This window comes from Stutzerimonas sp. NM35 (genome assembly GCF_054604355.1).
In genome coordinates this window covers 2448262-2471532 of the sequence record NZ_CM137728.1, presented here as the reverse complement: position 1 = coordinate 2471532, position 23271 = coordinate 2448262, and the positions used below count along the sequence as shown (strand labels likewise).

The window sequence follows — 23271 nt, the reverse complement described above, 5'->3', positions numbered from 1 at the left end:
CAGGGCGCCAACCATGTCAAAACCCAAGAACAGATCTTCTCGTATCGCCCAGTTGCTTGGAGCACAGGTGCGGGGGTATCGGCAGGCGCGGGGCCTGACTCAGAGCCAGCTGGCTGAGCGCGTGGGGGTGGAAACAGAAACCATCTCGCGACTGGAGCGAGGTAGCGCGTTGCCGTCGCTGCTGAAGATCGAAGAGCTGGCAGCCGCGCTGGACGTATCGGTTGCCGCGCTCGTCGGCGGCAGCTCCACGTTGCCCAGTGACCAGGCCCGGCAGATGGAAAGCCTGTTCGAGGGGCTTGATGAGGCAAGCCGCAGTTTCATTCTCGATATCGCCCGCAGGCAGCGGGAGTTCCTGCTTGGGCGCGGTCAGTAAGTCGCTCGAAGCCTTGATATTGCTGCTCCGAACCTGAGGCGAGACGGGCGTCTCTGCAACTGCGGCTATGCAATCGCAGTTCGGTTCCCGGCGGCAGCTGTGGTTTCCGGCAAGGGCCGGTACAATCCCCGGCCTGTCGTTTCACCAGCTCAAGGTTCGTCCATGCCCGTCTCGTTCGTCCATCTCCGTCTGCACACCGAATTCTCCCTGGTCGATGGGCTGGTGCGCGTCAAGCCACTGATCAAGGCGGTGGCTGCGGCGGGAATGCCGGCAGTGGCGGTCACCGACATGAGCAACATGTGCTCGCTGGTGAAGTTCTACAAGACAGCGCAGGGGGCGGGGATCAAGCCGATCTGCGGCGCCGATATCTGGCTGGCCAGCCGTGAGGGCGACGGCCCGTTGACTCGTCTGACCCTGCTGGCGATGAATGTCCAGGGTTATCGCAACCTTACCGAGCTGATTTCGCGTGGCTGGACCGAAGGCCAGCGCAATGACCAGGTGATCATCGAGCGCGACTGGGTGAAGCAGGCAGCTGAAGGGCTGATTGCGTTGTCCGGCGCCAAGGAGGGCGAGATCGGGCTGGCCTTGCTCGACGGTGAAGAATCCCTTGCCGAGGCGCTGCTGGCCGAGTGGCAATCGGTGTTCCCCGAGCGCTTTTATCTGGAGTTGCAGCGCACCAGCCGGGTCAACGACGAGGAGCACTTGCACGCGGCGGTGGCGCTGGCCGAGCGCTGCGGCGTGCCGCTGGTGGCGACCAATGACGTGCGTTTCCTCAAACAGGATGATTTCGAGGCCCATGAAACCCGCGTCTGCATCGGCGAAAGCCGCACCCTCGATGACTCGCGGCGACCGCGCAACTACTCCGATCAGCAGTACCTGAAAACGCCCGAGGAAATGCACGAGCTATTCAGCGACCTGCCCGAGGCGCTGGAAAATACGGTCGAGATCGCCAAACGCTGCAACATCGAGGTGCAACTGGGTACTTATTTCCTGCCCGATTTCCCGGTGCCGGACGGCATGACCATGGATGATTACTTCCGCAAGGTCTCGTTCGACGGCCTCGAAGAGCGCCTGGAAGTGTTGCTGCCCAAGGATACGCCCGACTACGAGGCGAAGAAGCAGGTCTATGTCGACCGGCTGAATTTCGAGCTGGATATCATCATCCAGATGGGCTTTCCGGGTTACTTCCTGATCGTCATGGACTTTATCCAGTGGGCCAAGAACAACGGCGTACCGGTGGGGCCGGGGCGTGGTTCGGGCGCCGGTTCGCTGGTGGCCTATGTGCAGAAGATCACCGATCTGGACCCGCTGGCCTACGACCTGCTGTTCGAGCGCTTCCTCAATCCCGAACGGATCTCCATGCCCGACTTCGACGTCGACTTCTGCATGGATGGCCGCGACCGGGTCATCGACTACGTGGCCGAGAAGTATGGCCGCAATGCGGTCAGCCAGATCATCACCTTCGGCACCATGGCGGCCAAGGCGGTGGTGCGCGACGTGGCGCGGGTGCAGGGCAAGTCCTACGGCCTGGCTGACCGGCTGTCGAAGATGATTCCCTTCGAAGTGGGCATGACCCTGGAGAAAGCCTACGAGATGGAAGAGCCGTTGCGTGATTTCCTCGCCGTCGATGAAGACGCCAAGGAAATCTGGGACATGGCGCTCAAGCTCGAAGGCATCACCCGCGGCACCGGCAAGCACGCCGGCGGCGTGGTGATCGCGCCGACGAAACTGACCGACTTTGCGCCGATTGCCTGCGATGAAGAGGGCGGCAGCCTGGTCACCCAGTTCGACAAGGACGACGTCGAGTCAGCCGGGCTGGTCAAGTTCGACTTTCTCGGCCTGCGTACCCTGACCATCATCAAGTGGGCCATGGAGACGATCAACCGCGAACAGGCCAGGAAAGGCCTGGAGCCGCTGAATATCGACTTCATTCCTCTGGATGACAAGCCGACCTTCTCGTTGCTGCAGAAAGCCGAAACCACCGCCGTGTTCCAGCTCGAATCGCGGGGCATGAAGGAGCTGATCAAGAAGCTCAAGCCCGACTGCCTGGAAGATCTGATCGCCCTGGTGGCGCTGTTCCGCCCCGGCCCGTTGCAGTCGGGCATGGTCGACGACTTCATCAACCGCAAGCATGGTCGTGCGGAAATCTCCTATCCGCACTCTGACTATCAGTACGACGGTCTCAAGCCGGTACTGGCGCCCACCTACGGCATCATCCTGTACCAGGAGCAGGTGATGCAGATCGCCCAGGTCATGGCCGGCTATACCCTCGGCGGCGCCGACATGCTGCGTCGCGCCATGGGCAAGAAAAAGCCCGAGGAAATGGCCAAGCAGCGCGGCGGTTTCATCGAGGGCTGCAAGAACAATGGTATCGACGCCGACCTGGCAGGCAACATCTTCGATCTGGTGGAGAAGTTCGCCGGTTACGGCTTCAATAAATCGCACTCGGCGGCCTATGGTCTGGTGTCCTACCAGACGGCCTGGCTCAAGGCGCACCACCCCTCGCCGTTCATGGCGGCGGTGCTTTCGGCGGACATGCACAACACCGACAAGGTGGTCACGCTGATCGAGGAATGCCGCAGCATGAAGCTGCGCATCGATGCGCCGGACGTGAACAACTCCGAATTCAAGTTCACCGTCGGCGATGACGGGCGGATCATCTATGGCCTGGGTGCGATCAAGGGTGTGGGTGAAGGGCCGGTGGAAGCCATCGCCGAATGTCGCAGCGAAGGCGGGCCGTTCAAGGACCTGTTCGATTTCTGCAGCCGGGTCGATCTCAAGCGCATCAACAAGCGCACCCTCGAAGCCTTGATCCGTGGCGGCGCGCTGGATCGCCTCGGGCCGTATTTTTCCGATGAGCCGAAGCTCTATCAGGCCGGTATCGATCGCAACCGGGCGGTGCTGCTGTCTGCCATGGAGGAGGCGATCCAGGCGGCGGAACAGACCGCGCGCAGCGAGGAAAGCGGCCACATGGACCTGTTCGGCGGGCTGTTCGCCGAGCCCGAGGCGGATGTCTACGCCAACCATCGCAAGGCCCGCGAGCTGACGCTCAAGGAGCGCCTCAAGGGCGAGAAGGACACCCTGGGTCTGTACCTCACCGGCCATCCGATCGATGAATACGAAGGCGAGGTGCGCCGCTTTGCTCGCCAGCGCATCATCGACCTGCGTCCGGCGCGCGATACCCAGACCGTCGCGGGGTTGATCGTCAACCTGCGGGTGATGAAGAACAAGAAAGGCGACAAGATGGGTTTCATCACATTGGACGACCGCTCCGGGCGCATCGAGGCCTCGCTGTTCGCCGAAGCCTTCAATACGGCCCAGGCGCTGTTGCAGACCGATGCGCTGGTGGTGGTCGAGGGCGAGGTCAGCAACGACGACTTCTCCGGTGGTCTGCGTCTGCGTGCCAAGCGCGTGCTGAGCCTGGAGGAAGCGCGCACCGGCCTGGCCGAGAGCCTGCGTGTCAAGGTCGCCAGCGATGCGCTCAAGGGTGACCGGGTGCGCTGGCTGGCGGACGTCTGCGGTCGTCATCGCGGCGCCTGTCCGATCACCCTGGAGTACACCGGCAGCGATGCGAAGGCGCTGCTGCAGTTCGGCGAGAGCTGGCGCATCGACCCGGCTGACAACCTGATCCAGGCATTGCGTGACCAGTTCGGGCGCGACAACGTCTTCCTGCAATACCGATAGCGGCCAGCATCGCGTCGGCGCCGGAAAAGGGGCGCATGAACCGACCGCTGCCGAAGACCCGATCCGATCGGGTCACGATTACGAACATTTTTTGTTCGACCTGAAAGCGCCCGTCCCGTAAGGTAGGGCGCAAAAAAACGGAACAGCTCCCGGCCACCTAGGCCGACGACGCATGACGGATGACTATGAACCCGAATTTTCTCGATTTCGAACAGCCGATCGCCGACCTGCAAGCCAAGATCGAAGAATTGCGCCTGGTTGGTAATGACAACTCGCTGAACATTGGCGAAGAAATCACCCGCCTGCAGGACAAGAGCGAGTCGCTCACCGAGAGCATCTTCGGCAATCTGACCAGCTGGCAGATCGCTCGTCTGGCCCGGCACCCGCAGCGGCCTTATACCCTCGACTACATCAGGCATCTGTTCACCGAGTTCGAAGAACTGCACGGTGACCGGCATTTCTCCGATGACGCCGCCATCGTTGGCGGTACCGCGCGCCTGAACGGTGAGCCGGTGATGATCATCGGTCACCAGAAGGGCCGCGAGGTGCGCGAGAAGGTGCGTCGCAACTTCGGCATGCCGCGCCCCGAAGGCTACCGCAAGGCCTGCCGCCTGATGGAGCTGGCCGAGCGCTTCAAGATGCCGATCCTGACCTTCATCGATACGCCCGGCGCCTATCCGGGCATCGATGCCGAAGAGCGCAACCAGAGCGAGGCCATCGCCTGGAACCTGCGTGTGATGGCGCGGCTGAAGACCCCGATCATCGCAACCGTGATCGGCGAGGGTGGTTCCGGCGGCGCGCTGGCCATCGGTGTCTGCGATCAGCTGAACATGCTGCAGTATTCCACCTACGCGGTGATTTCGCCGGAAGGCTGTGCCTCGATCCTCTGGCGTACCGCCGAGAAGGCGCCAGAAGCCGCCGAAGCCATGGGCGTCACGGCTGAGCGCCTGCAGAGCCTGGGTATCGTCGATCAGGTCATTCCCGAGCCGCTCGGTGGCGCGCATCGCAACCCGGTCGCCACTGCGGCCTCCGTTCGCGAAGCACTGACCTCGCAGCTGGACATGCTCAAGGGACTCGACACCGACGCGCTGCTGGCTCGACGTTACGAGCGTCTGATGAGTTACGGCATTCAGCAATAACAGGCTGCACGCGACAGGCAGGGTGAAAGGCAGGTGACTCTGGAATCCCGTCTTTTTGAGGCCCTGTCTCAATGGCGCCAGGCTCCGGCCTGGCGCGTTGCGTTTTCAGGCGGGCTGGATTCCACGGTGTTGCTGCACGCCCTGGTGCGGCTTGCCGAGCGACATCGGCTTCCGCCCATTTCCGCGATCCATATCCATCATGGCCTGCAAGCCGTGGCTGATGCCTGGCCCGAGCATTGCCGGCAGTTCTGTGCGCGGCTGGGCGTGCCGCTGCAGGTCATTCCTGTGCAGGTTCGGGCGGGCGCCAGCCTGGAGCGGGCCGCGCGCGAGGCGCGTTATGCGGCCTTTGCCTCCTGCCTGCAGAATGGCGAGCTGCTGCTGACCGCGCAGCACCGCGACGATCAGGCCGAAACCCTGCTGTTCCGCCTGCTGCGTGGCGCTGGGGTGCGTGGGCTGGCGGCCATGCCGGCAAGCCGGGCGCTGGGGGCTGGCTGGCTGCTGCGGCCCTTGCTGGATGTGGGCCGTGCGGAACTGGAGGTCCATGCCCAGGCGCATCGGTTGCCATGGGTCGATGATCCTTCCAACCAGTCGCTCGACCACTCGCGCAATTATCTGCGTCATCAGGTCGTGCCGCTGCTGCAACGGCGCTGGCCGCAGGCGTCGGCGAATATGGCGCGAACCGCTGCGCATCTGGCAGAAGCGCAGTCGCTGCTCGATGAATTGGCCGAGATGGATCTGCTGGCGGCTCGGATATCGGACGACTGGTCCTGGTTGCCGCTGCCAAGCCTGGATTTGCCGGCCCTGCGTTCACTGAGCCTGGCCCGTCAGCGCAACGCGCTACGTCACTGGCTGGCCCCTTTTACCCCGCTGCCGGACACTGGCCATTGGGCTGGCTGGGACGCATTGCGCGATGCCGCTGCCGATGCCGCACCGTGCTGGCGCCTGGCGGGTGGCGAGCTGCATCGTACGGGGAGTCGTGTGTGGTGGCTGTCCGGGGCCTGGCTTGAGCCGGTTGCGGGTGTGCTTGTCTGGCTGGACACTTCTGCGGCGCTGAGGCTGCCCGGTAATGGTATGGTCAGCCTTGAGGGGGCGGAACAAGGGTCGTTCGAGGTGCGTTATCGGCAGGGCGGCGAGGCGCTGGCGTTGCCTGGTCGCGGCAGGCGCGATCTGAAACGTCTGCTCAATGAGGCTGCGGTGCCCGGCTTTGCCCGCTCGCGCCTGCCGTTGCTCTACCGCAATGGCGAACTGGTCGCCGTCGCCAATCTGCCGCAATTCGATGTCGCACAGGCGTCACTCGTCTGGACGCCACCAACGTGAAGCGTGTTTGAGCTGATGGGGGCTTTCCAGTAGACTACGCTCCCGTCTCAATACAGCTTCTGCGGTTTCTTCGAATCCGTGGCAGTTGCGCTATTGCCGCCTGGGGCGCAATGGCATCTTCGCTTTCCCCCGGCGGCGCTGACCGCTTAACGCAGACTTCTAGGGTTTTTCATGACGCGCTACATCTTCGTCACGGGTGGTGTTGTTTCTTCATTGGGGAAAGGCATCGCCTCGGCTTCATTGGCGGCCATCCTGGAGGCGCGGGGCCTGAAGGTCACGATGCTCAAGCTGGACCCTTACATCAACGTCGATCCGGGCACCATGAGTCCGTTCCAGCACGGCGAGGTGTTCGTCACCCACGACGGCGCCGAGACCGACCTCGACCTGGGTCACTACGAGCGCTTCATTCGCACGCGCATGACCCAGAACAACAACTTCACCACCGGTCGCGTCTACGAGGACGTGCTGCGCCGCGAGCGCCGTGGTGACTATCTGGGCGCGACCATCCAGGTCATCCCGCACATCACCGACGAGATCAAGCGCCGCGTCATCAAGGGTGCCGGCGATGCCGACGTGGCCCTGGTGGAAGTGGGCGGTACCGTCGGCGACATCGAGTCGCAGCCGTTCCTGGAGGCGATTCGCCAGTTGCGTGTGGAAGTCGGCGCCAAGCGCGCCATGCTGATGCACCTGACGCTGGTGCCCTACATCGCCACCGCCGGCGAGACCAAGACCAAGCCGACCCAGCATTCGGTGAAGGAGCTGCGCTCCATCGGCCTGCAGCCGGACGTGCTGGTATGCCGTTCGGAAGTGCCGATCGACCTGTCCTCGCGGCGCAAGATCGCCCTGTTCACCAACGTCGAAGAGCGAGCGGTGATCAGCCTGCCGGACGCCGACACCATCTACAAGATTCCCGGCATGCTGCATGCCCAGGGCCTGGACGACTATGTGCTCGAGCGTTTCGGCCTTGAATGCCGTGGCGCCGATCTCTCCGAATGGGACCGCGTGGTCGATGCCAAGCTGAACCCGGAGAAGGAAGTCACCATCGCCATGGTCGGCAAGTACATGGAACTTCTCGATGCCTACAAATCTCTGATCGAGGCCATGAGCCACGCCGGCATCCAGAGCCGTACCAAAGTGAATCTCCGTTATATCGACTCCGAAGACATCGAGAACCAGGGCACCGGCCTGCTCGAAGGCATGGACGCGATCCTGGTGCCGGGCGGTTTCGGCCTGCGCGGCGTCGAAGGCAAGATCGCCACGGTGCAGTACGCACGCGAGAACAAGATTCCCTATCTCGGCATCTGCCTCGGCATGCAGGTGGCGGTGATCGAGTTCGCCCGCAATGTGCTGGGCTGGACCGACGCCAACTCCACCGAGTTCGACAAGGACAGTGGCCATCCGGTTGTGGGCCTGATCACCGAGTGGGCCGATGCCACCGGCGCCGTGGAAACCCGCAGCGACGCTTCCGACCTTGGCGGTACCATGCGCCTGGGCGCCCAGGAATGTGGTCTTGAAGCAGGCTCCAAGGTGTTTGCCTGCTATGGCGAGGAGCGCATCGTCGAGCGTCACCGCCATCGTTACGAGGTGAACAACAACCTGCTGCCGCAGCTGCAGGAAGCCGGCCTGAAGATCACCGGGCGCTCCGGTGACGGCGCGCTGGTGGAAGTGGTCGAGGCGCCGGATCATCCCTGGTTCGTGGCCTGCCAGTTCCACCCCGAATTCACCTCCACGCCCCGCGACGGTCATCCGCTGTTCAGCGGCTTCGTCCAGGCGGCGCTGGATTACAAGGCGAGCAAGGCATGAGCCAGAAGATCATCCGCGTCGGCAATATCGAGATCGCCAACGACAAGCCGTTCGTGCTGTTCGGCGGCATGAACGTGCTGGAGTCCCGCGACCTGGCGCTGCAGATCTGCGAAACCTATGTGAAGGTGACCGAGAAGCTCGGTATCCCCTACGTGTTCAAGGCCAGTTTCGACAAGGCCAACCGCTCGTCCATCAACTCCTTCCGTGGCCCCGGGCTGGAAGAGGGCATGCGGATTTTCGAGGACGTTAAGAAAGCCTTCGGCGTGCCGGTGATCACCGACGTGCACGAGCCGCACCAGGCGCAGCCGGTGGCCGATGTCTGCGACATCATCCAGCTGCCGGCCTTCCTTTCCCGCCAGACCGATCTGGTGGTGGCCATGGCCAAGACCGGCGCCGTCATCAACATCAAGAAGGCACAGTTCCTGGCACCCCAGGAAATGAAGCACATCCTGAAGAAGTGCGAGGAAGCGGGCAACGACCAACTGATCCTCTGCGAGCGCGGCTCGTCCTTCGGCTACAACAACCTGGTGGTCGACATGCTTGGCTTCGGCATCATGAAGCAGTTCGAGTACCCGGTGTTCTTCGACGTGACCCACGCGCTGCAGATGCCAGGCGGTCGTGCCGATTCCGCGGGCGGGCGCCGCGCCCAGGTCACCGAGCTGGCCAGGGCCGGCCTGTCCCAGGGCCTGGCCGGCCTGTTCCTGGAAGCGCATCCTGATCCCGATAATGCCAAGTGCGATGGTCCCTGCGCGTTGCGCCTGGACAAGCTCGAGCCATTCCTCTCCCAGCTCAAGCAGCTGGATGACCTGATCAAGAATTTTTCGCCAATCGAAACTGCTTGAAGCCTTGCAGCTATCTACGGAGTGTTAATAAAAATGGCAAAGATCGTCGACATCAAAGGGCGTGAAGTTCTCGACTCCCGTGGCAACCCCACCGTGGAAGCGGACGTTATCCTCGATAACGGCATCGTCGGCAGCGCCTGTGCGCCGTCCGGTGCGTCCACCGGCTCGCGCGAGGCGCTGGAGCTGCGCGATGGCGACAAGAGCCGTTACATGGGCAAGGGCGTGCTGAAGGCGGTCGGCAACATCAACGGCCCGATTCGCGATCTGCTGCTGGGCAAGGACCCGGCCGACCAGAAGGCGCTGGACCGCGCGATGATCGAGCTGGACGGCACCGAGAACAAGGCCAAGCTGGGTGCCAATGCCATCCTCGCCGTGTCCCTCGCCGCCGCCAAGGCCGCTGCCCAGGACCAGGACCTGCCGCTCTACGCGCACATCGCCAACCTCAACGGCACGCCGGGCCAGTACTCCATGCCGGTGCCGATGATGAACATCATCAACGGCGGCGAGCATGCCGACAACAACGTCGACATTCAGGAATTCATGGTCCAGCCGGTCGGTGCCAAGACCTTTGCCGATGCGCTGCGCATGGGCACCGAAATCTTCCATAACCTCAAGGCTGTCCTCAAGGCCCGTGGCCTGAGCACTTCCGTGGGCGACGAAGGCGGTTTCGCACCGAACCTGGCGTCCAACGAAGACGCCCTCGGCGCCATCGCCGAAGCGGTCGAGAAGGCCGGCTACACGCTGGGCACCGACGTGACCCTGGCGCTGGATTGCGCTTCCAGCGAGTTCTACAAGGACGGCAAGTACGACCTGGCCGGCGAAGGCAAGGCGTTCGACGCCGCCGGTTTCGCCGATTACCTGGCCGGCCTGGCCCAGCGTTATCCGATCATCTCCATCGAAGACGGCATGGACGAGTCCGACTGGGCTGGCTGGAAAGTGCTGACCGACAAGATCGGCGCCAAGGTGCAACTGGTCGGTGACGACCTGTTCGTGACCAACACCCGCATCCTCAAGGAAGGCATCGAGAAGGGCATCGGCAACTCGATCCTGATCAAGTTCAACCAGATCGGCTCGCTGACCGAGACCCTGGAAGCCATCCAGATGGCCAAGGCCGCCGGCTACACCGCGGTGATCTCGCACCGCAGCGGCGAAACCGAAGACCACACCATCGCCGACCTCGCCGTGGGCACTGCCGCTGGTCAGATCAAGACTGGCTCGCTGTGCCGCTCCGACCGCGTTTCCAAGTACAACCAGCTGCTGCGCATCGAAGAGCAGCTGGCCGGCAAGGCGCCGTATAAGGGACGTGCCGAGTTCCGCGGCTGACAGGCTGTTGAAAAACTAGCTGCGTTGGCAATACTGCGTTAAAAACAGGCTCGGACTGCTCATTTAGATCACTAAACTCCGCGTCCTCGCCTGTTTTTGCCTTGTCTTGCCTGCCTCGCTTACGTTTTTCCACTAGCCTGTTAAACCCGACGTGGTAGAAAGGGCGGCGTAAGCCGCCCTTTTTTGTGAAAGCTTAAGTCCGGTTCTGATGCGGGTGACTAACATCGTGGATCAATCGGCGATTGAAAGGGTCGGATGATGTCGCCGCTTGCCTTTACACCCTCATTGGAACCCAACCGAATTCATTCAATGCCGTCCATGCGTACTCCCTACTGGTTGTTCGTCGTTCTGATCCTGCTGCTGGGTGGCCTTCAGTATCGCCTCTGGGTGGGCGAGGGCAGCATGGCCCAGGTCAGCGGGCTGAACCGTCAGATCGCCGAACAGAAGGGCGAGAACCAGCGCCTGCTGGAACGCAATCGCATCCTCGAAGCCGAGGTGATGGAGCTCAAGCAGGGCATGGAAACCGTGGAGGAACGCGCCCGCCAGGAGCTGGGCATGGTCAAAGAGGGTGAAACCCTCTATCAGCTCAGCGAATGAGCGCCGCGCCATCCTTCTGGGTCGTGATCCCGGCGGCCGGTGTGGGCAGCCGCATGCGCGCCGACCGTCCCAAGCAGTATCTGCCACTGGCCGGGCGGACCATTCTCGAACACACCCTCGACTGTTTTCTCGGGCATCCGGGCTTGCGAGACCTGGTTGTAAGCCTGGCTGGCGACGATCCCTGGTGGCCGTCCTTGGGGTGCGCTATCGATCCGCGGATTCATCGTGCCGAGGGCGGTGCCGAGCGAGCCGATTCAGTGTTGAGAGGGCTGCGCCTGCTCGGTGAGCTGGGAGCCGGCACCGACGACTGGGTGCTGGTTCACGACGCGGCGCGACCCAACCTGACACCTGAGGATCTCGACAGGCTGCTGACCGAGTTGGCGGACGATCCGGTCGGAGGCCTGCTCGCCGTTCCGGTGCGCGACACGCTCAAGCGTGCCGGCCCTGACGGTCGCGTGCTGGAAACCGTGGACCGCAGCGTGATCTGGCAGGCCTATACGCCGCAGATGTTTCGTTTCGGCGCGCTGCAAGGTGCGCTTGCTGATGCGCTGGCACAAAAGGTGGTGATCACCGATGAAGCCTCGGCGCTGGAGTGGGCCGGGCAATCACCGCGCCTGATCGAAGGACGGGCGGACAACCTGAAGATTACCCGCCCGGAAGACCTGCAGTGGCTGGAGCAGCGCTGGAAATCCTGACCAACGCTGCCTTACCGATCAGAAGCGATAGATCGCCGCCGCACCGCTCTGTGTAGGCATTCGTTCCACCGGAACGACAATGACCTCGCCACCTTGCTCCAGCGTCCAGATGGTCAGTTCGTCCAACAGGTCGGGCGTTGTCGCGTCCCCATTTTCCGCCGGTGTTGCCTTGCCTTCGGTCTTGTCGACGCAACCGGGTATCTGCCGCTCGGCTTCCACCAGCAAGGTCGCCACGCGGCCTTGCACGGCGGCCTGACCGATTTCCTCCAACTGATCCGAGGCCAGGCCTTTGCCGTGAGAGGTGCCGAACTGGTTGACCAGCCCTTCGAGTCGCTTCAGGTAGCGCGGCTGCATCACCAGCCAGCTGTCTTCCCTGATTTCGTTGAGCGTCAGTGCGCCCTGGCCGATCTCGATGCCTTCGGGCAGCAGGTATTCGTTGTGGCTGATGCGGCGGAAATGCGATTGCTGTTCCGGCAGTGCGGCCAGGATCAGCGGCAGGCCGCTGGGGCGTGAATGATGTTCGAGAATGGTCCGGTCCACCTCGCGGAAATAGCGGTCGCGGTCGCGGTCGATTTCCGCCTGCTTGCCGCTGCCACCTGCCTCGACCTGCATGGCGTCGCCTCTCTCGCTGGCGCGGCTATAGCCTTGGGCAAGACCGCTCTGGCTCTTGTCGGTCAGTTCGGCGCCGAGGGCTTCGGCGAGCGTGCGGGGGACGTTCTCGTGCAAAGGAATCTCGTCGAGCGCATCGCGGTTGCCGCCCAGCAGGCGTACCGAGTCGCGTGACAGACAGAGAATCTGATAGCGATCCGCCGATTGCGCGATGCGTACCAGGGGTTTGACATGCATGCGGTCACTGGCGACGGCCAGTTCCGGCACGCCGCGCTGCAGCCGGAAGAACTGGAAATAGCCGGGGCAAGCGAACACCGCCAACCCATCCAGGTTGTGATTCCAGAATTCGGCATCATTCATCAGTTCCAGAAACGGGCGGAGCAGGGCCTCGGCCTGGCCGTTCCAGCCCTGTTGCCTGAGCGAGTCTTCCAGCTGGCGAACCAGATGCCTGAAGCGGATGGGGTCCTGTTGGCGCTCAGGAAAGCTGCGGTGAGTAGGCTGGTAGAGGGACAGGCAGGGGGCCTCACGCTGGGCCAGCAACTGATTGAGGGTTTTACTATCGAGCAGTCTGTTCATGCACGGCCTCGTTCGTTTGGGTGGTTGGGGTCCTCGCGGGATGTACCGATGATCGGTGCGCGGAAGCGACTTCGATCAAAGCGGGTGAAGGGACTGGTTACTGGTTACGACGTAGTTGCAGGAAGGGGGTTCCTGTCCCGAGCAGGTAGTCGGACGCACGGGCAGTAAGACATTGTTTCAGGGCGGCCTGGCTCAGGTGCGCAGGTATTCCGGACGACTGGCCAGGCCGTCCTTCAGTGCCTGAATCAGCAGGCGCACCTTCGGCAGTGGATAGCGGCGCTGCGGGTAGACGGCCCAGACGGCGGTATTGGGCGGCTGATGGGCTTCGAGCAGCGACACCAGTTCGCCCCGGCGCAGCGGCTCCTGCACGTAGTAGTCCGGCAACTGGCAGAGACCGAAACCGCGCAGAGCGGCATCCAGCACCGCCTGGCCGCTGTTGCAGCGCCAGTTGCCGCTGGGCTTGAAGGGTTGCTCGCGGCCATCGACCTGCAGCATCCAGGTATCGCCGGTGCCCACCAGGCAGTTGTGTCGCGCCAGTTCGGAAAGGGTGTGCGGGCGCCCGTAGCGTTCCAGATAGGCCGGTGCGGCACAAAGGTACATGGCCCGTGGCGCGATGCGGGTCGCCACCAGCCGCGATTCGCCGAGACGGCCCAGGCGTATCGCCAGATCGAAGCCTTCCTGCACCATGTCCAGGGTGCGGTTGGACAGGTCTATTTCCACCCGCAACTGCGGATGTTGCGCCATGAAGTCGTTCACCAGCGGGACGATAAAGCGCTCGCCGTAAGCCACCGCGGCGGTCATGCGCAGCAGCCCGGTGGGGGCTGTGTGCAGGTCGCTGATGGCATGGAAGGCTTCGTCGCGTTCTTCGATCAGGCGCTGGCAGCGTGCGAGGAAGGTGTGTCCGGCCTCGGTCAGCGAGACGCGCCGCGTGGTGCGGTAGAGCAGACGGGCCTGCAATCGCTCTTCGAGACGGGCTACCTGGCGGCTGACGTGTGAAGACGACACCCGCAATTGCTCGGCGGCACGCATGAAGCTGCCGCATTCGGCGACGGCGACGAACTCGTCGAGACCTTCCCAGCGATTCATATCGGCTCCTGGCTGAAAGACTCGATTATCCCTGTGGGGCAACAATGTTTCCACGCTTGGCTCATTAACCCAAAGCGCGGATGAAACTACACTCTGTCCCATTCACCCAGGAGGATTCCTTCATGAGCATCAAATCACGCGCTGCCGTCGCCTTCGGCCCCAATCAACCCCTGCAGATCGTCGAAGTGGATGTCGAGCCGCCCAAGGCCGGCGAGGTGCTGGTACGCATCGTCGCCACCGGTGTTTGCCACACCGACGCCTATACCCTCTCCGGCGAGGACTCCGAAGGCGTCTTCCCCTGCATCCTCGGCCACGAAGGCGGTGGCATCGTCGAGGCGATCGGCGAGGGCGTGACCTCGGTAGCCGTGGGCGATCACGTGATCCCGCTGTATACCGCCGAGTGCCGCCAGTGCAAGTTCTGCACCTCCGGCAAGACCAACCTCTGCAGCTCGGTGCGCGCCACCCAGGGCAAGGGCCTGATGCCCGACGGCACGACCCGTTTCAGCTACAACGGCGAGCCGATCTACCACTACATGGGCTGCTCGACCTTCTCCGAGTACACCGTGCTGCCGGAGGTGTCGGTCGCGGTGATCCCGAAGGAGGCACCGCTGGACAAGGTCTGCCTGCTGGGCTGTGGCGTGACCACCGGCATCGGTGCTGTGCTCAACACGGCCAAGGTGGAAGCGGGCGCGACGGTGGCCATCTTCGGCCTCGGCGGCATCGGCCTGGCGGCGATCATCGGCGCGAAGATGGCCGGCGCCAGCCGCATCATCGCCATCGACATCAACCCGTCGAAGTTCCCCATCGCCGAGGAGCTGGGCGCCACCGATTTCGTCAACCCGAAGGATCATGACAAGCCGATCCAGGAGGTCATCGTCGAGATGACCGATGGTGGCGTGGACTACAGCTTCGAATGCGTGGGCAACGTGCAACTGATGCGCGCCGCGCTGGAGTGTGCGCACAAGGGCTGGGGCGAGTCGGTGATCATCGGCGTCGCCGGCGCGGGGCAGGAGATCAGCACCCGTCCGTTCCAGCTGGTCACCGGTCGGGTCTGGCGCGGCAGCGCCTTCGGTGGCGTCAAGGGTCGCACCGAGCTGCCGGGCTATGTGGAGAAGGCGCAGAGTGGCGAGATCCCGCTGGATACCTTCATCACCCACAACATGGGGCTCGATGAAATCAACCAGGCGTTCGACCTGATGCACGAAGGCAAGAGCATTCGTACAGTTATTCACTTTTGAAAAGACGATTGAAAGCGCCATAGGCTGAAGGCTGGACGATTCGCTTCTTCGTTCAGCCTCCAGCCTTCAGCGCTTTTCTCGGCTTTACGGAGTTTTCATGGAAATCATTTCCTGCCAGAAAAGCTTCGGCGGCTGGCACAAGCGTTACCGTCACCGCTCCAGCAGCCTGAACTGCGACATGGTGTTCGCCGTGTACCTGCCGCCGCAGGCGGAACAGGGCGAGAAACTGCCAGTGCTGTACTGGCTGTCGGGCCTGACCTGCACCGACGAGAACTTCATGCAGAAGGCCGGCGCGCATCGGCTGGCCGCCGAGCTGGGGCTGATCATCGTCGCACCCGATACCAGCCCGCGCGGGCCGGACGTGCCGGACGATCCGGACGGCGCCTGGGATTTCGGCCTGGGCGCGGGGTTCTATCTGAACGCCACCCAGCAGCCCTGGGCGCAGCACTACCGCATGTACGACTACGTGGTGCAGGAGCTGCCGGCGCTGATCGAGGCGAATTTCCCGGTGTCCGACAGGCGCAGCATCAGCGGGCATTCCATGGGTGGCCATGGCGCGCTGGTCTGTGCGTTGAAGAATCCCGGTCGCTATCGCTCGGTGTCGGCTTTCGCGCCCATCACCAATCCCCTCAATTGCCCCTGGGGCGAAAAGGCGTTTTCCTGCTACCTGGGCGAGGACCGCTCGCGCTGGCGCGAATGGGACGCCTGCGCGCTGCTGGCCGAGGCGGGCGAGAAGCTGCCGCTGCTGGTGGACCAGGGCGACCGCGACGATTTCATGGAAAACCAGCTCAAGCCCGAGGCGCTGGAAGCCGCGGCCAAAGCAGCTGGCCATCCGTTGACGCTACGTATCCAGCCCGGCTACGACCACAGCTACTACTTCATCGCCAGCTTCATCGACGACCATCTGCGGCATCATGCCGAGGCCCTGAAGGCCTGAGTTCTGGCTCCGGTAGGGTGGATGTCGCGAAGCACATCCACGCGTTCGGTTGGCCTGACACCAACGCGTGGAAGATGCTTCGCAGTCTTCCACCCTACGATCTGCTCAACCGCCAGCCAGATCTATAGCGGCCTGACGGTGGTCGGCTTTCAGCCGTTCCAGGTCGAGCCCTTCGATCTGGCCGTCGATGACCTTCCAGCGACCCGCGATCATCACCCGGTCGGCCCTGTCGGCGCCGCACAGCAGCAGGGCGGCGATGGGGTCGTGGCTGCCGGAAAAGCGCAGCTCATCGAGCCGGCACAGCGCCAGGTCGGCCTGTTTGCCCGGCGCGATCTCGCCGATATCACGGCGTCCGAGCAGCCGTGCCGAGCCTCGGGTGGCCCAGCCGAGTACCTTGTGCGGAGTGATTTTCTCCGCTCCGTAGCGCAGGCGCTGCAGCAACAGCGCCTGGCGGGCTTCGAGCAGCATGTTCGAGGTGTCGTTCGAGGCCGCGCCATCGACGCCCAGGCCGATGGTCGCGCCCTCGTCTTCCAGTTGCAGCGTCCGGCAGATGCCCGAGGCCAGGCGCATGTTGGAGCTGGGGCAGTGGCAGATGCCGACGCCCGCCGCGCCGAGGCGGTCGATCTCGATCTGGTTGAAGTGGATGCCGTGGGCCAGCCAGGTCTGCGGTCCCAGCCAGCCGACGCTTTTCAGGTAGTCGACGCTGCGCATGCCGAAGCGGCGGATGCAGGCTTGCTGCTCGTCGGGCGTTTCGCCCAGGTGGGTATGCAGGCGCAGGTCGTGGGTCTGGGCCAGTTCGGCACTGGCGCGCATGAGTTCGCGGGTCACCGCGAAGGGTGAGGAGGGGGCTAGGGCGATCTGGATCTGCGCACCTTCGCCGCGCTCATGGTAGCGCTCGGCCAGGCGCTGGCTGTCGGCCAGGACCGCTTCGGCGCTCTGCACGCAGGCGCTATTGTGCGACCCGGCGACGTTCATCGAGCCACGACTCAGAGTGGCGCGCATGCCCATTTCGCGCACCGCCTCGACCTGGATGTCGATGGCCTGCTCCAACCCTGCGGGAAACAGGTAATGCTGGTCCGCCGTCGTGGTGCAGCCCGAGAGCAGCAACTCGGCCAGCGCCACCCGGCTGGCCAGCGCGAGCTGCCGTGGCGTCAGCCTGGACCAGAGCGGATACAGCGCCGGCAGCCAGTCGAGCACCGGCTTGTTGACCGCCGGTCCCCAGGCGCGGGTCAGGGTCTGGTGGAAATGATGATGCGCATTGACCAGCCCCGGCAGCACCACGTGGTCGCGGGCATCGAAGGTTTCATCGACCGGGCTGGCGGGTACAGCGCCGGCGCCCAGCAGTTCGACGATCACGCCGTTTTCGATCACCAGGCCAGCGGGCGCCTGGTGATCGTTGGCGGTGAAAAGCGCGCGTGGATTGCTGATCCAGAGCCGCATGCTTTCCCCTAGCCGCCCAGGTAGGCGTCGCGGACCCTGGGGTCGCTCAGCAGTTCTTCGCCGCTGCCCTGCATGACGATGTGACCGTTCTCCAGCACATAGCCGCGATCAGCCAGCTTCAGCGCCTGATTGGCGTTCTGTTCGACCAGGAAGATGGTCACGCCGTCTTCGCGCAGTTGCTCGATGATCTCGAATATCTGCTGGATGATGATCGGCGCCAGACCCAGCGACGGTTCATCGAGCAGCAGCAGGCGGGGCTTGCTCATCAGCGCGCGGGCGATGGCCAGCATCTGTTGCTCGCCACCGGACATGGTGCCGCCGCGCTGCTGATAACGCTCCTTCAGGCGCGGGAACAGCAGCAGCACCTTGTCCAGCTGCTCCTGGAAATCCGCCTTGCCGGTGAAGAAACCGCCCATGGCGAGATTTTCCTCCACGGTCAGGCGGGCGAAGATGCGCCGGCCTTCGGGCACCACGGCGATGTCCTTGCGCATGATGTCGCAGGTCTGCTGGCCCACCAGTTCTTCGCCCTCGAAGCGGATGCTGCCTCCGGAGGCCCGGGGCGAGCCACAGAGCGTCATCAGCAGGGTGGATTTGCCGGCGCCGTTGGCTCCGATCAGGGTGACGATTTCGCCCTTGCGGATTTCGACATTGACGCTGTGCAGCGCCTGGATCTTGCCGTAGCAGGTCGAGACGTTTTCGAAATACAGCATGCTTACGCCTCTCCCAGATAGGCTTTGATCACGTCCGGATTGTCACGCACCTGCTCCGGTGTGCCGTCGGCCAGCGGGCAGCCCTGGTTGATCACGACGATATGGTCGGAGATGCTCATGACCAGTTTCATGTCGTGTTCGATCAGCAGCACCGTGACGTTGTGCGAGTCGCGCAGCAGGCTGATCAGCGCTTTCAGGTCTTCGGTTTCCTTCGGATTGAGGCCGGCTGCCGGCTCATCGAGCATGAGGATGCGCGGGCGCGTCATCATGCAGCGGGCAATCTCCAGGCGCCGCTGCTGGCCATAGGCGAGCGTGCCGGCGGGGCGGTTGGCCACGTCGGTAAGGTTGACCTGTTCGAGCCAGTGCGCGGCAAACTCCATCGCTGCACGCTCGCTCCGGCGAAAGCCCTTGGTCTTCAGCAGGCCGGACAGAAGTCCGGTGTCGAGATGCCGATGCTGGGCCACCAGCAGGTTTTCCACGACGGTCATGTCCTTGAACAGGCGTACGTTCTGAAAGGTACGGACCACGCCCTTGCGCGCGATCTTGTGTCCCGGCAGGCCCTGGATCGGTTCGCCGTCCAGCAGGATTTCCCCCGAGGTCGGCTGGTAGAAGCCGGTCAGGCAGTTGAATACGGTGGTCTTGCCGGCGCCGTTGGGGCCGATCATCGAGACCACCTGTTTATCCTGTACGCTCAGGCCCACTCCGTTGACGGCCAGCAGGCCGCCGAAGCGCATGGTCAGGCCGCGTACTTCAAGAATCGGGCGGCTCATTGCTTCAGCTCCATGTGTGGGCGCTGCATGGGCAGCAGGCCCTGCGGACGCCAGATCATCATCAGCACCATCATGGCGCCGAACATCAGCATGCGGTACTCGCTGAACTCACGCATCAGCTCCGGCAGCAGGATCATCACGATGGCGGCGAGAATCACCCCCAACTGCGAACCCATGCCGCCCAACACGACGATGGCGAGGATGATCGCCGATTCGATGAAGGTGAAGGACTCCGGCGACACCAGCCCCTGGCGCGCGGCGAAGAAGCTGCCGGCGAAACCGGCGAAGGTCGCGCCGATGGTGAAGGCCGAGAGTTTGATCACCGTGGGGTTCATGCCCAGTGCGCGGCAGGCGATTTCGTCCTCGCGCAGCGCTTCCCAGGCGCGACCGATGGGCATGCGCAGCAGGCGGTTGATCACGAACAGCGTCAGCAGCACCAGCAGCAGGGCGATCAGATAGAGGAAGATCACCTTGTTGATGGAGTTGTAGGCGACACCGAAGAACTCGTGGAAGGTCTGCATGCCTTCGGCGGCGCGGCGGTCGAAGCTCAGGCCGAACAGGGTCGGCTTGTCGATGCCGCTGATGCCGTTGGGGCCGCCGGTGAACTCGGTCATGTTGCGCAGCAGCAGGCGGATGATCTCGCCGAAGCCCAGGGTCACGATGGCCAGGTAGTCACCGCGCAGGCGCAGCACCGGAAAGCCCAGCACGAAGCCGAACAGCGCCGCCATGGCGCCGGCGATGGGCAGGCTGAGCCAGAAGCCGAAACCGTAGTAGTGCGACAGCAGGGCGTAGGTGTAGGCGCCGACCGCGTAGAAACCGACGTAACCCAGATCCAGCAGGCCAGCCAGCCCCACGACGATGTTCAGGCCCAGGCCGAGCATCACGTAGATCAGGATCAGCGTGGCGATGTCCACCGCCCCGCGCGAGGCGTAGAAGGGCCAGACCAGCGCCACCAGCACCAGGGCGATGATGATCCAGCGCTGGGTGGAAGGCAGGGTCAGGAAGTTGCCGGCCCCGGCGGGCACGGTCGGCAGGTTCGGGCTGGCCGCCCAGCCTGCTGTCAGGTGGGTGCGAAACAACTGCCAGATGAACATGGCCACGGCGCAGGCGGCGATGATCCAGAAGGTATCGGCGTCGGCGCCCCGCACTTCGATGCGGATACCGACCGTGGTGAGCTTCAGGCCGAATACCGGCACCGCGACGGCGATGACCAGCAGGGCGCTGAAGAAGGCTGTGCGCAGATTGCGAGTCATACCTTTTCCACCTCCGGGCGACCAAGAATGCCGGTGGGGCGGAACAGCAGGACCAGGATCAGCAGCGTGAAGGCCACCACGTCCTTGTACTGGTCGCCGAAGATATCGGCGCCGAACGCCTCGGCCACGCCCAGCACCAGGCCGCCGAGCATGGCGCCGGGAATGCTGCCGATGCCACCCAGCACCGCCGCGGTGAAAGCCTTGATGCCGGCGAGGAAGCCGATGTGCGGGTTGATCACCCCGTACTGCATGCTGATCAGCACGGCGGCAATGGCGGCCAGGGCGGCGCCGATGACGAACGTCAGGGAGATGATGCTGTTGGTATTGATGCCCAGCAGATTGGCCATCTTCAGGTCTTCGGCGCAGGCGCGGCAGGCGCGACCCAGGCGCGAGCGCGAGATGAACAGCGTCAGGCCCATCATGGCGACGATGGTGACGATGAAGATCAGCACCTGCATGTAGGAAATCACCACGCCGTTCATCAGGCTCTCGCCGATCACGAAGTTACCCGGCATCGGGTTGGGGATGGCCTTGTCCTTGGAGTCCTGGGCCAGCAGGACGAGGTTCTGCAGGAAGATCGACATGCCGATGGCGGAGATCAGCGGGATCAGCCGGTTGCCGCCGCGCAGCGGACGGTAGGCGACCCGTTCGATGCTGTAGCCGTAGGCGCTGGTGACGATCATGCTTGCGATGAAGGCGCCGATCATCAGCAGAGGCAGGGCATCGAGCCCCATCATCGACAGCCCGACGATGGCGATGAAGGTCACATAGGAGCCGATCATGTATACCTCGCCATGGGCGAAGTTGATCATGCCGATGATCCCGTAGACCATCGTGTAGCCGATGGCGATCAGGGCGTAGGTGCTGCCAACGGTGAGGCCGTTGATCAGCTGTTGGAAGTAGTGGTAAAGCTCAGGCATCACGTCTCTCCTGAACACCAGGCATCCAATGCTCGACCCCGCCAGGGCAGGCCTGCTTCGAACACGCTGCATGGAGAATGCAGTGCCAAGGGCTGGGTGCGGATCACGCACGCGCCAGGTTCGAGGCGGGCCGGCTGTGCAGGCCACTCGCTTGGTTGAAGGTGTTGCTGGGGTGGTCCGAATGGCTTGTGGCCGGGGCCGCCCCGATCAGCTGAAACGAAGCCCACTGCGGCTGCGGTGGGCTTCGGTCGGGTGGTTACCGGCTCATTGGGCTTCGGATTTGCTGCCGTCCTGGTGCCACTCGTAGATCACGAAGTTGAAGTCCTTCAGATCACCCTTTTCATCGAACGTGAGGTGGCCGGTCGGCGTATCGAAGGTATTGCTGCGCAGAGCCGCGGCCACCTTGTCGGTGTCGGTGCTGCCGGCTTTCTCGATGCCTTCGGCAATGACCTGTACGGCGGCGTAGGAGGGGAACACGAAGGGGCCGCTCGGGTCCTGCTTCTTGGCCTTGAATGCCTCGACCAGCGCCTGGTTGCGCGGGTCCTGGTCGAAGGATTTCGGCAGGGTGACCAGCATGCCTTCCGAAGACGGGCCGGCGATGGCGGAGATTTCCGAGTTGCCGACGCCTTCAGGCCCCATGAAGCGCACATTCAGACCCTTTTCCCTGGACTGACGCAGCAGCAGGCCCATTTCCGGGTGGTAGCCGCCGTAATAGACGAAATCGACGCCTTCACGCCTGAGTTTGGCGATCAGCGAGGAAAAGTCCTTGTCGCCGGCGTTGATGCCTTCGAACAGGCCAACCTTGACGTTCTTGCTTTCCAGGATCTGCTTGACCGAGGTGGCGATGCCTTCGCCGTACTGCTGCTTGTCATGGATGACCGCGACGTTGCTCGGCTTGATCTTGTCGGCGATGAAATTGCCTGCGGTCGGGCCTTGCAGGCTGTCCAGGCCGATGGTGCGGAAGATCAGCTCGTAGCCGCGTGCGGTGATGTCCGGGCTGGTGGACGCGGCGGTAATCATCAGGATGCCTTCATCTTCGTAGATGTCGGATGCCGGCTGGGTGGAGCTGGAGCATAGATGCCCGACCACGAAGTTGACCCCGTCATTGACGATCTTGTTGGCCACCGCAACCGCCTGCTTGGGGTCGCAGGCATCGTCGTAGACCACGCTTTGCAGCTGCTGGCCGTTGACGCCGCCCTTCTTGTTGATCTGCTCGATGGCCATCTGGGCGCCCATGAACTGCATGTCCCCGTACTGGGCGACCGCTCCGGTGACCGGGCCGGCCAGCGCAATCTTTATGGTGTCGGCGGCCAGGGTATAGCTCGTCGCGCCCGCCAAGGCGATGGCCAGGAACAGTTTGCAAAGAGGCTGCTTGGTCTTCATATGCGCTCCACTTTCATAATTATTGTTTGAACCCTGTGGGTTGCGGTGTCGCCTGGGCGCAAGCGTCCCTGAACGCACGGCAACTGTACCGGCACAGTGTAGAAGCGTCAGCACTCGTTTGCACAGTCAGGAACGTCATGGCTTGATGGCGCTCACCCGGACGCTATCATGGCGCCGCCCCCTTATTGAGCGAGTCCCATGAGCGAAGAATCAAGCATCCTTTATGCCAAATTGCTGGCTGAAACCGCCTCCATCACCTGGGAGGAGCTGCAACCCTTCTTCGCGCGTGGCGCGTTGCTGCGGGTCGCCAGCGATTTCGACCTGATCGCGGCGGCCCAGGCGGTTGCCGAGGATGATCGGGAAAAGGTTGCGGCATGGCTGAGCGAAGGGTGCCTGGGGCGGCTCGAAACGGAGCAGGCCCAGGATTGGCTGGCGCGTGACCCATCGCTGTGGGCCGTGGTGGTTGCTCCCTGGGTGCTGGTTCAGGAGAGAGCGACGAAGCCTGGTCTGAACTGATTCAAATCACGAATGATGTCGAAGTGGCATGATGAAATACGCGTTTTCCCGGAGCACAAA

Annotated in this window: 20 protein-coding genes; 12 read left to right on the top strand and 8 right to left on the bottom strand. The window is 63.3% G+C overall.

All coding sequences use genetic code 11. The features are described from left to right. Positions 1 to 13 precede the first annotated feature (13 nt). The 9 genes from ACYCFC_RS11470 (at position 14) to ispD (ending at position 11773) form a co-directional block, all read left to right on the top strand. A complete protein-coding gene (locus ACYCFC_RS11470) occupies positions 14 to 373 on the top strand; it encodes a helix-turn-helix domain-containing protein (RefSeq protein WP_181083505.1) in 360 nt (119 codons plus the stop codon). Between the two features lie 162 nt (positions 374 to 535). Beyond that, the gene (dnaE, locus tag ACYCFC_RS11465) at positions 536 to 4057 is read left to right on the top strand and encodes a DNA polymerase III subunit alpha (protein ID WP_459651681.1); all 3522 of its coding nucleotides are present in this window, start codon (positions 536 to 538) and stop codon (positions 4055 to 4057) included. Between the two features lie 185 nt (positions 4058 to 4242). Then, positions 4243 to 5196, top strand: a complete 954-nt coding sequence (locus tag ACYCFC_RS11460; RefSeq protein ID WP_459653982.1) for an acetyl-CoA carboxylase carboxyltransferase subunit alpha — start codon at positions 4243 to 4245, stop codon at positions 5194 to 5196. Between the two features lie 33 nt (positions 5197 to 5229). Further along, complete coding sequence (tilS, locus tag ACYCFC_RS11455; RefSeq protein ID WP_459651680.1) at positions 5230 to 6513, top strand: tRNA lysidine(34) synthetase TilS; 1284 nt, start codon at positions 5230 to 5232, stop codon at positions 6511 to 6513. Positions 6514 to 6684: 171 nt separating this feature from the next. Continuing rightward, complete coding sequence (locus ACYCFC_RS11450) at positions 6685 to 8316, top strand: CTP synthase (protein WP_459651679.1); 1632 nt, start codon at positions 6685 to 6687, stop codon at positions 8314 to 8316. Beyond that, on the top strand, positions 8313 to 9158 hold the full coding sequence (gene kdsA, locus ACYCFC_RS11445; protein ID WP_014853633.1) for a 3-deoxy-8-phosphooctulonate synthase: 846 nt from the start codon (positions 8313 to 8315) through the stop codon (positions 9156 to 9158). The genes ACYCFC_RS11450 and kdsA overlap by 4 nt, the downstream gene beginning before the upstream one ends. 33 nt (positions 9159 to 9191) lie before the next feature. Then, positions 9192 to 10481 carry a phosphopyruvate hydratase gene (gene eno / locus ACYCFC_RS11440; RefSeq protein ID WP_014853632.1) on the top strand — a complete coding sequence of 430 codons (1290 nt, stop codon included), beginning with the start codon at positions 9192 to 9194 and terminating at the stop codon, positions 10479 to 10481. Positions 10482 to 10799: 318 nt separating this feature from the next. Further along, positions 10800 to 11078: a cell division protein FtsB gene (gene ftsB / locus ACYCFC_RS11435; RefSeq protein WP_014853631.1), complete on the top strand. Its 279-nt coding sequence runs from the start codon at positions 10800 to 10802 to the stop codon at positions 11076 to 11078. Continuing rightward, positions 11075 to 11773 (top strand): 2-C-methyl-D-erythritol 4-phosphate cytidylyltransferase, encoded by a 699-nt coding sequence (ispD, locus tag ACYCFC_RS11430; protein ID WP_459651678.1) that lies wholly within the window; start codon positions 11075 to 11077, stop codon positions 11771 to 11773. Before ftsB ends, ispD begins: the two co-directional genes overlap by 4 nt. 18 nt (positions 11774 to 11791) lie before the next feature. Here the strand turns inward: ispD and ACYCFC_RS11425 are convergent, their stop codons facing one another. Beyond that, the gene (locus tag ACYCFC_RS11425) at positions 11792 to 12958 is read right to left on the bottom strand and encodes a baeRF3 domain-containing protein (RefSeq protein WP_459651677.1); all 1167 of its coding nucleotides are present in this window, start codon (positions 12956 to 12958) and stop codon (positions 11792 to 11794) included. A gap of 192 nt (positions 12959 to 13150) precedes the next feature. Further along, on the bottom strand, positions 13151 to 14044 hold the full coding sequence (locus tag ACYCFC_RS11420) for a LysR family transcriptional regulator (RefSeq protein ID WP_181083492.1): 894 nt from the start codon (positions 14042 to 14044) through the stop codon (positions 13151 to 13153). A 122-nt stretch (positions 14045 to 14166) separates the two neighbouring features. Between ACYCFC_RS11420 and ACYCFC_RS11415 the strand changes: the two genes are divergently transcribed. Both ACYCFC_RS11415 and fghA read left to right on the top strand, forming a co-directional pair. Further along, on the top strand, positions 14167 to 15282 hold the full coding sequence (locus ACYCFC_RS11415; protein WP_459651676.1) for an S-(hydroxymethyl)glutathione dehydrogenase/class III alcohol dehydrogenase: 1116 nt from the start codon (positions 14167 to 14169) through the stop codon (positions 15280 to 15282). Between the two features lie 97 nt (positions 15283 to 15379). After that, positions 15380 to 16219: an S-formylglutathione hydrolase gene (fghA, locus tag ACYCFC_RS11410; protein WP_459651675.1), complete on the top strand. Its 840-nt coding sequence runs from the start codon at positions 15380 to 15382 to the stop codon at positions 16217 to 16219. A gap of 105 nt (positions 16220 to 16324) precedes the next feature. On the opposite strand, the gene ACYCFC_RS11405 is transcribed toward fghA, so the two are convergent. From ACYCFC_RS11405 to ACYCFC_RS11380, 6 genes are all read right to left on the bottom strand, one after another. Further along, positions 16325 to 17659: an 8-oxoguanine deaminase gene (locus ACYCFC_RS11405; protein ID WP_459651674.1), complete on the bottom strand. Its 1335-nt coding sequence runs from the start codon at positions 17657 to 17659 to the stop codon at positions 16325 to 16327. 8 nt (positions 17660 to 17667) lie between these two features. Beyond that, positions 17668 to 18369, bottom strand: coding sequence for an ABC transporter ATP-binding protein (locus tag ACYCFC_RS11400; RefSeq protein ID WP_459651673.1), 702 nt, complete (start codon positions 18367 to 18369; stop codon positions 17668 to 17670). Between the two features lie 2 nt (positions 18370 to 18371). Then, positions 18372 to 19139, bottom strand: coding sequence for a high-affinity branched-chain amino acid ABC transporter ATP-binding protein LivG (gene livG / locus ACYCFC_RS11395; RefSeq protein ID WP_459651672.1), 768 nt, complete (start codon positions 19137 to 19139; stop codon positions 18372 to 18374). Continuing rightward, on the bottom strand, positions 19136 to 20392 hold the full coding sequence (locus ACYCFC_RS11390) for a high-affinity branched-chain amino acid ABC transporter permease LivM (protein ID WP_459651671.1): 1257 nt from the start codon (positions 20390 to 20392) through the stop codon (positions 19136 to 19138). Before ACYCFC_RS11390 ends, livG begins: the two co-directional genes overlap by 4 nt. Further along, on the bottom strand, positions 20389 to 21312 hold the full coding sequence (gene livH / locus ACYCFC_RS11385) for a high-affinity branched-chain amino acid ABC transporter permease LivH (protein ID WP_181083478.1): 924 nt from the start codon (positions 21310 to 21312) through the stop codon (positions 20389 to 20391). The genes ACYCFC_RS11390 and livH overlap by 4 nt, the downstream gene beginning before the upstream one ends. A gap of 264 nt (positions 21313 to 21576) precedes the next feature. Then, entirely contained in the window at positions 21577 to 22695 is a 1119-nt protein-coding gene (locus ACYCFC_RS11380) for a branched-chain amino acid ABC transporter substrate-binding protein (RefSeq protein WP_459651670.1), read from the bottom strand. 198 nt (positions 22696 to 22893) lie between these two features. Between ACYCFC_RS11380 and ACYCFC_RS11375 the strand changes: the two genes are divergently transcribed. After that, a complete protein-coding gene (locus ACYCFC_RS11375) occupies positions 22894 to 23211 on the top strand; it encodes a DUF2288 domain-containing protein (RefSeq protein WP_181083474.1) in 318 nt (105 codons plus the stop codon). Positions 23212 to 23271: the final 60 nt, after the last annotated feature.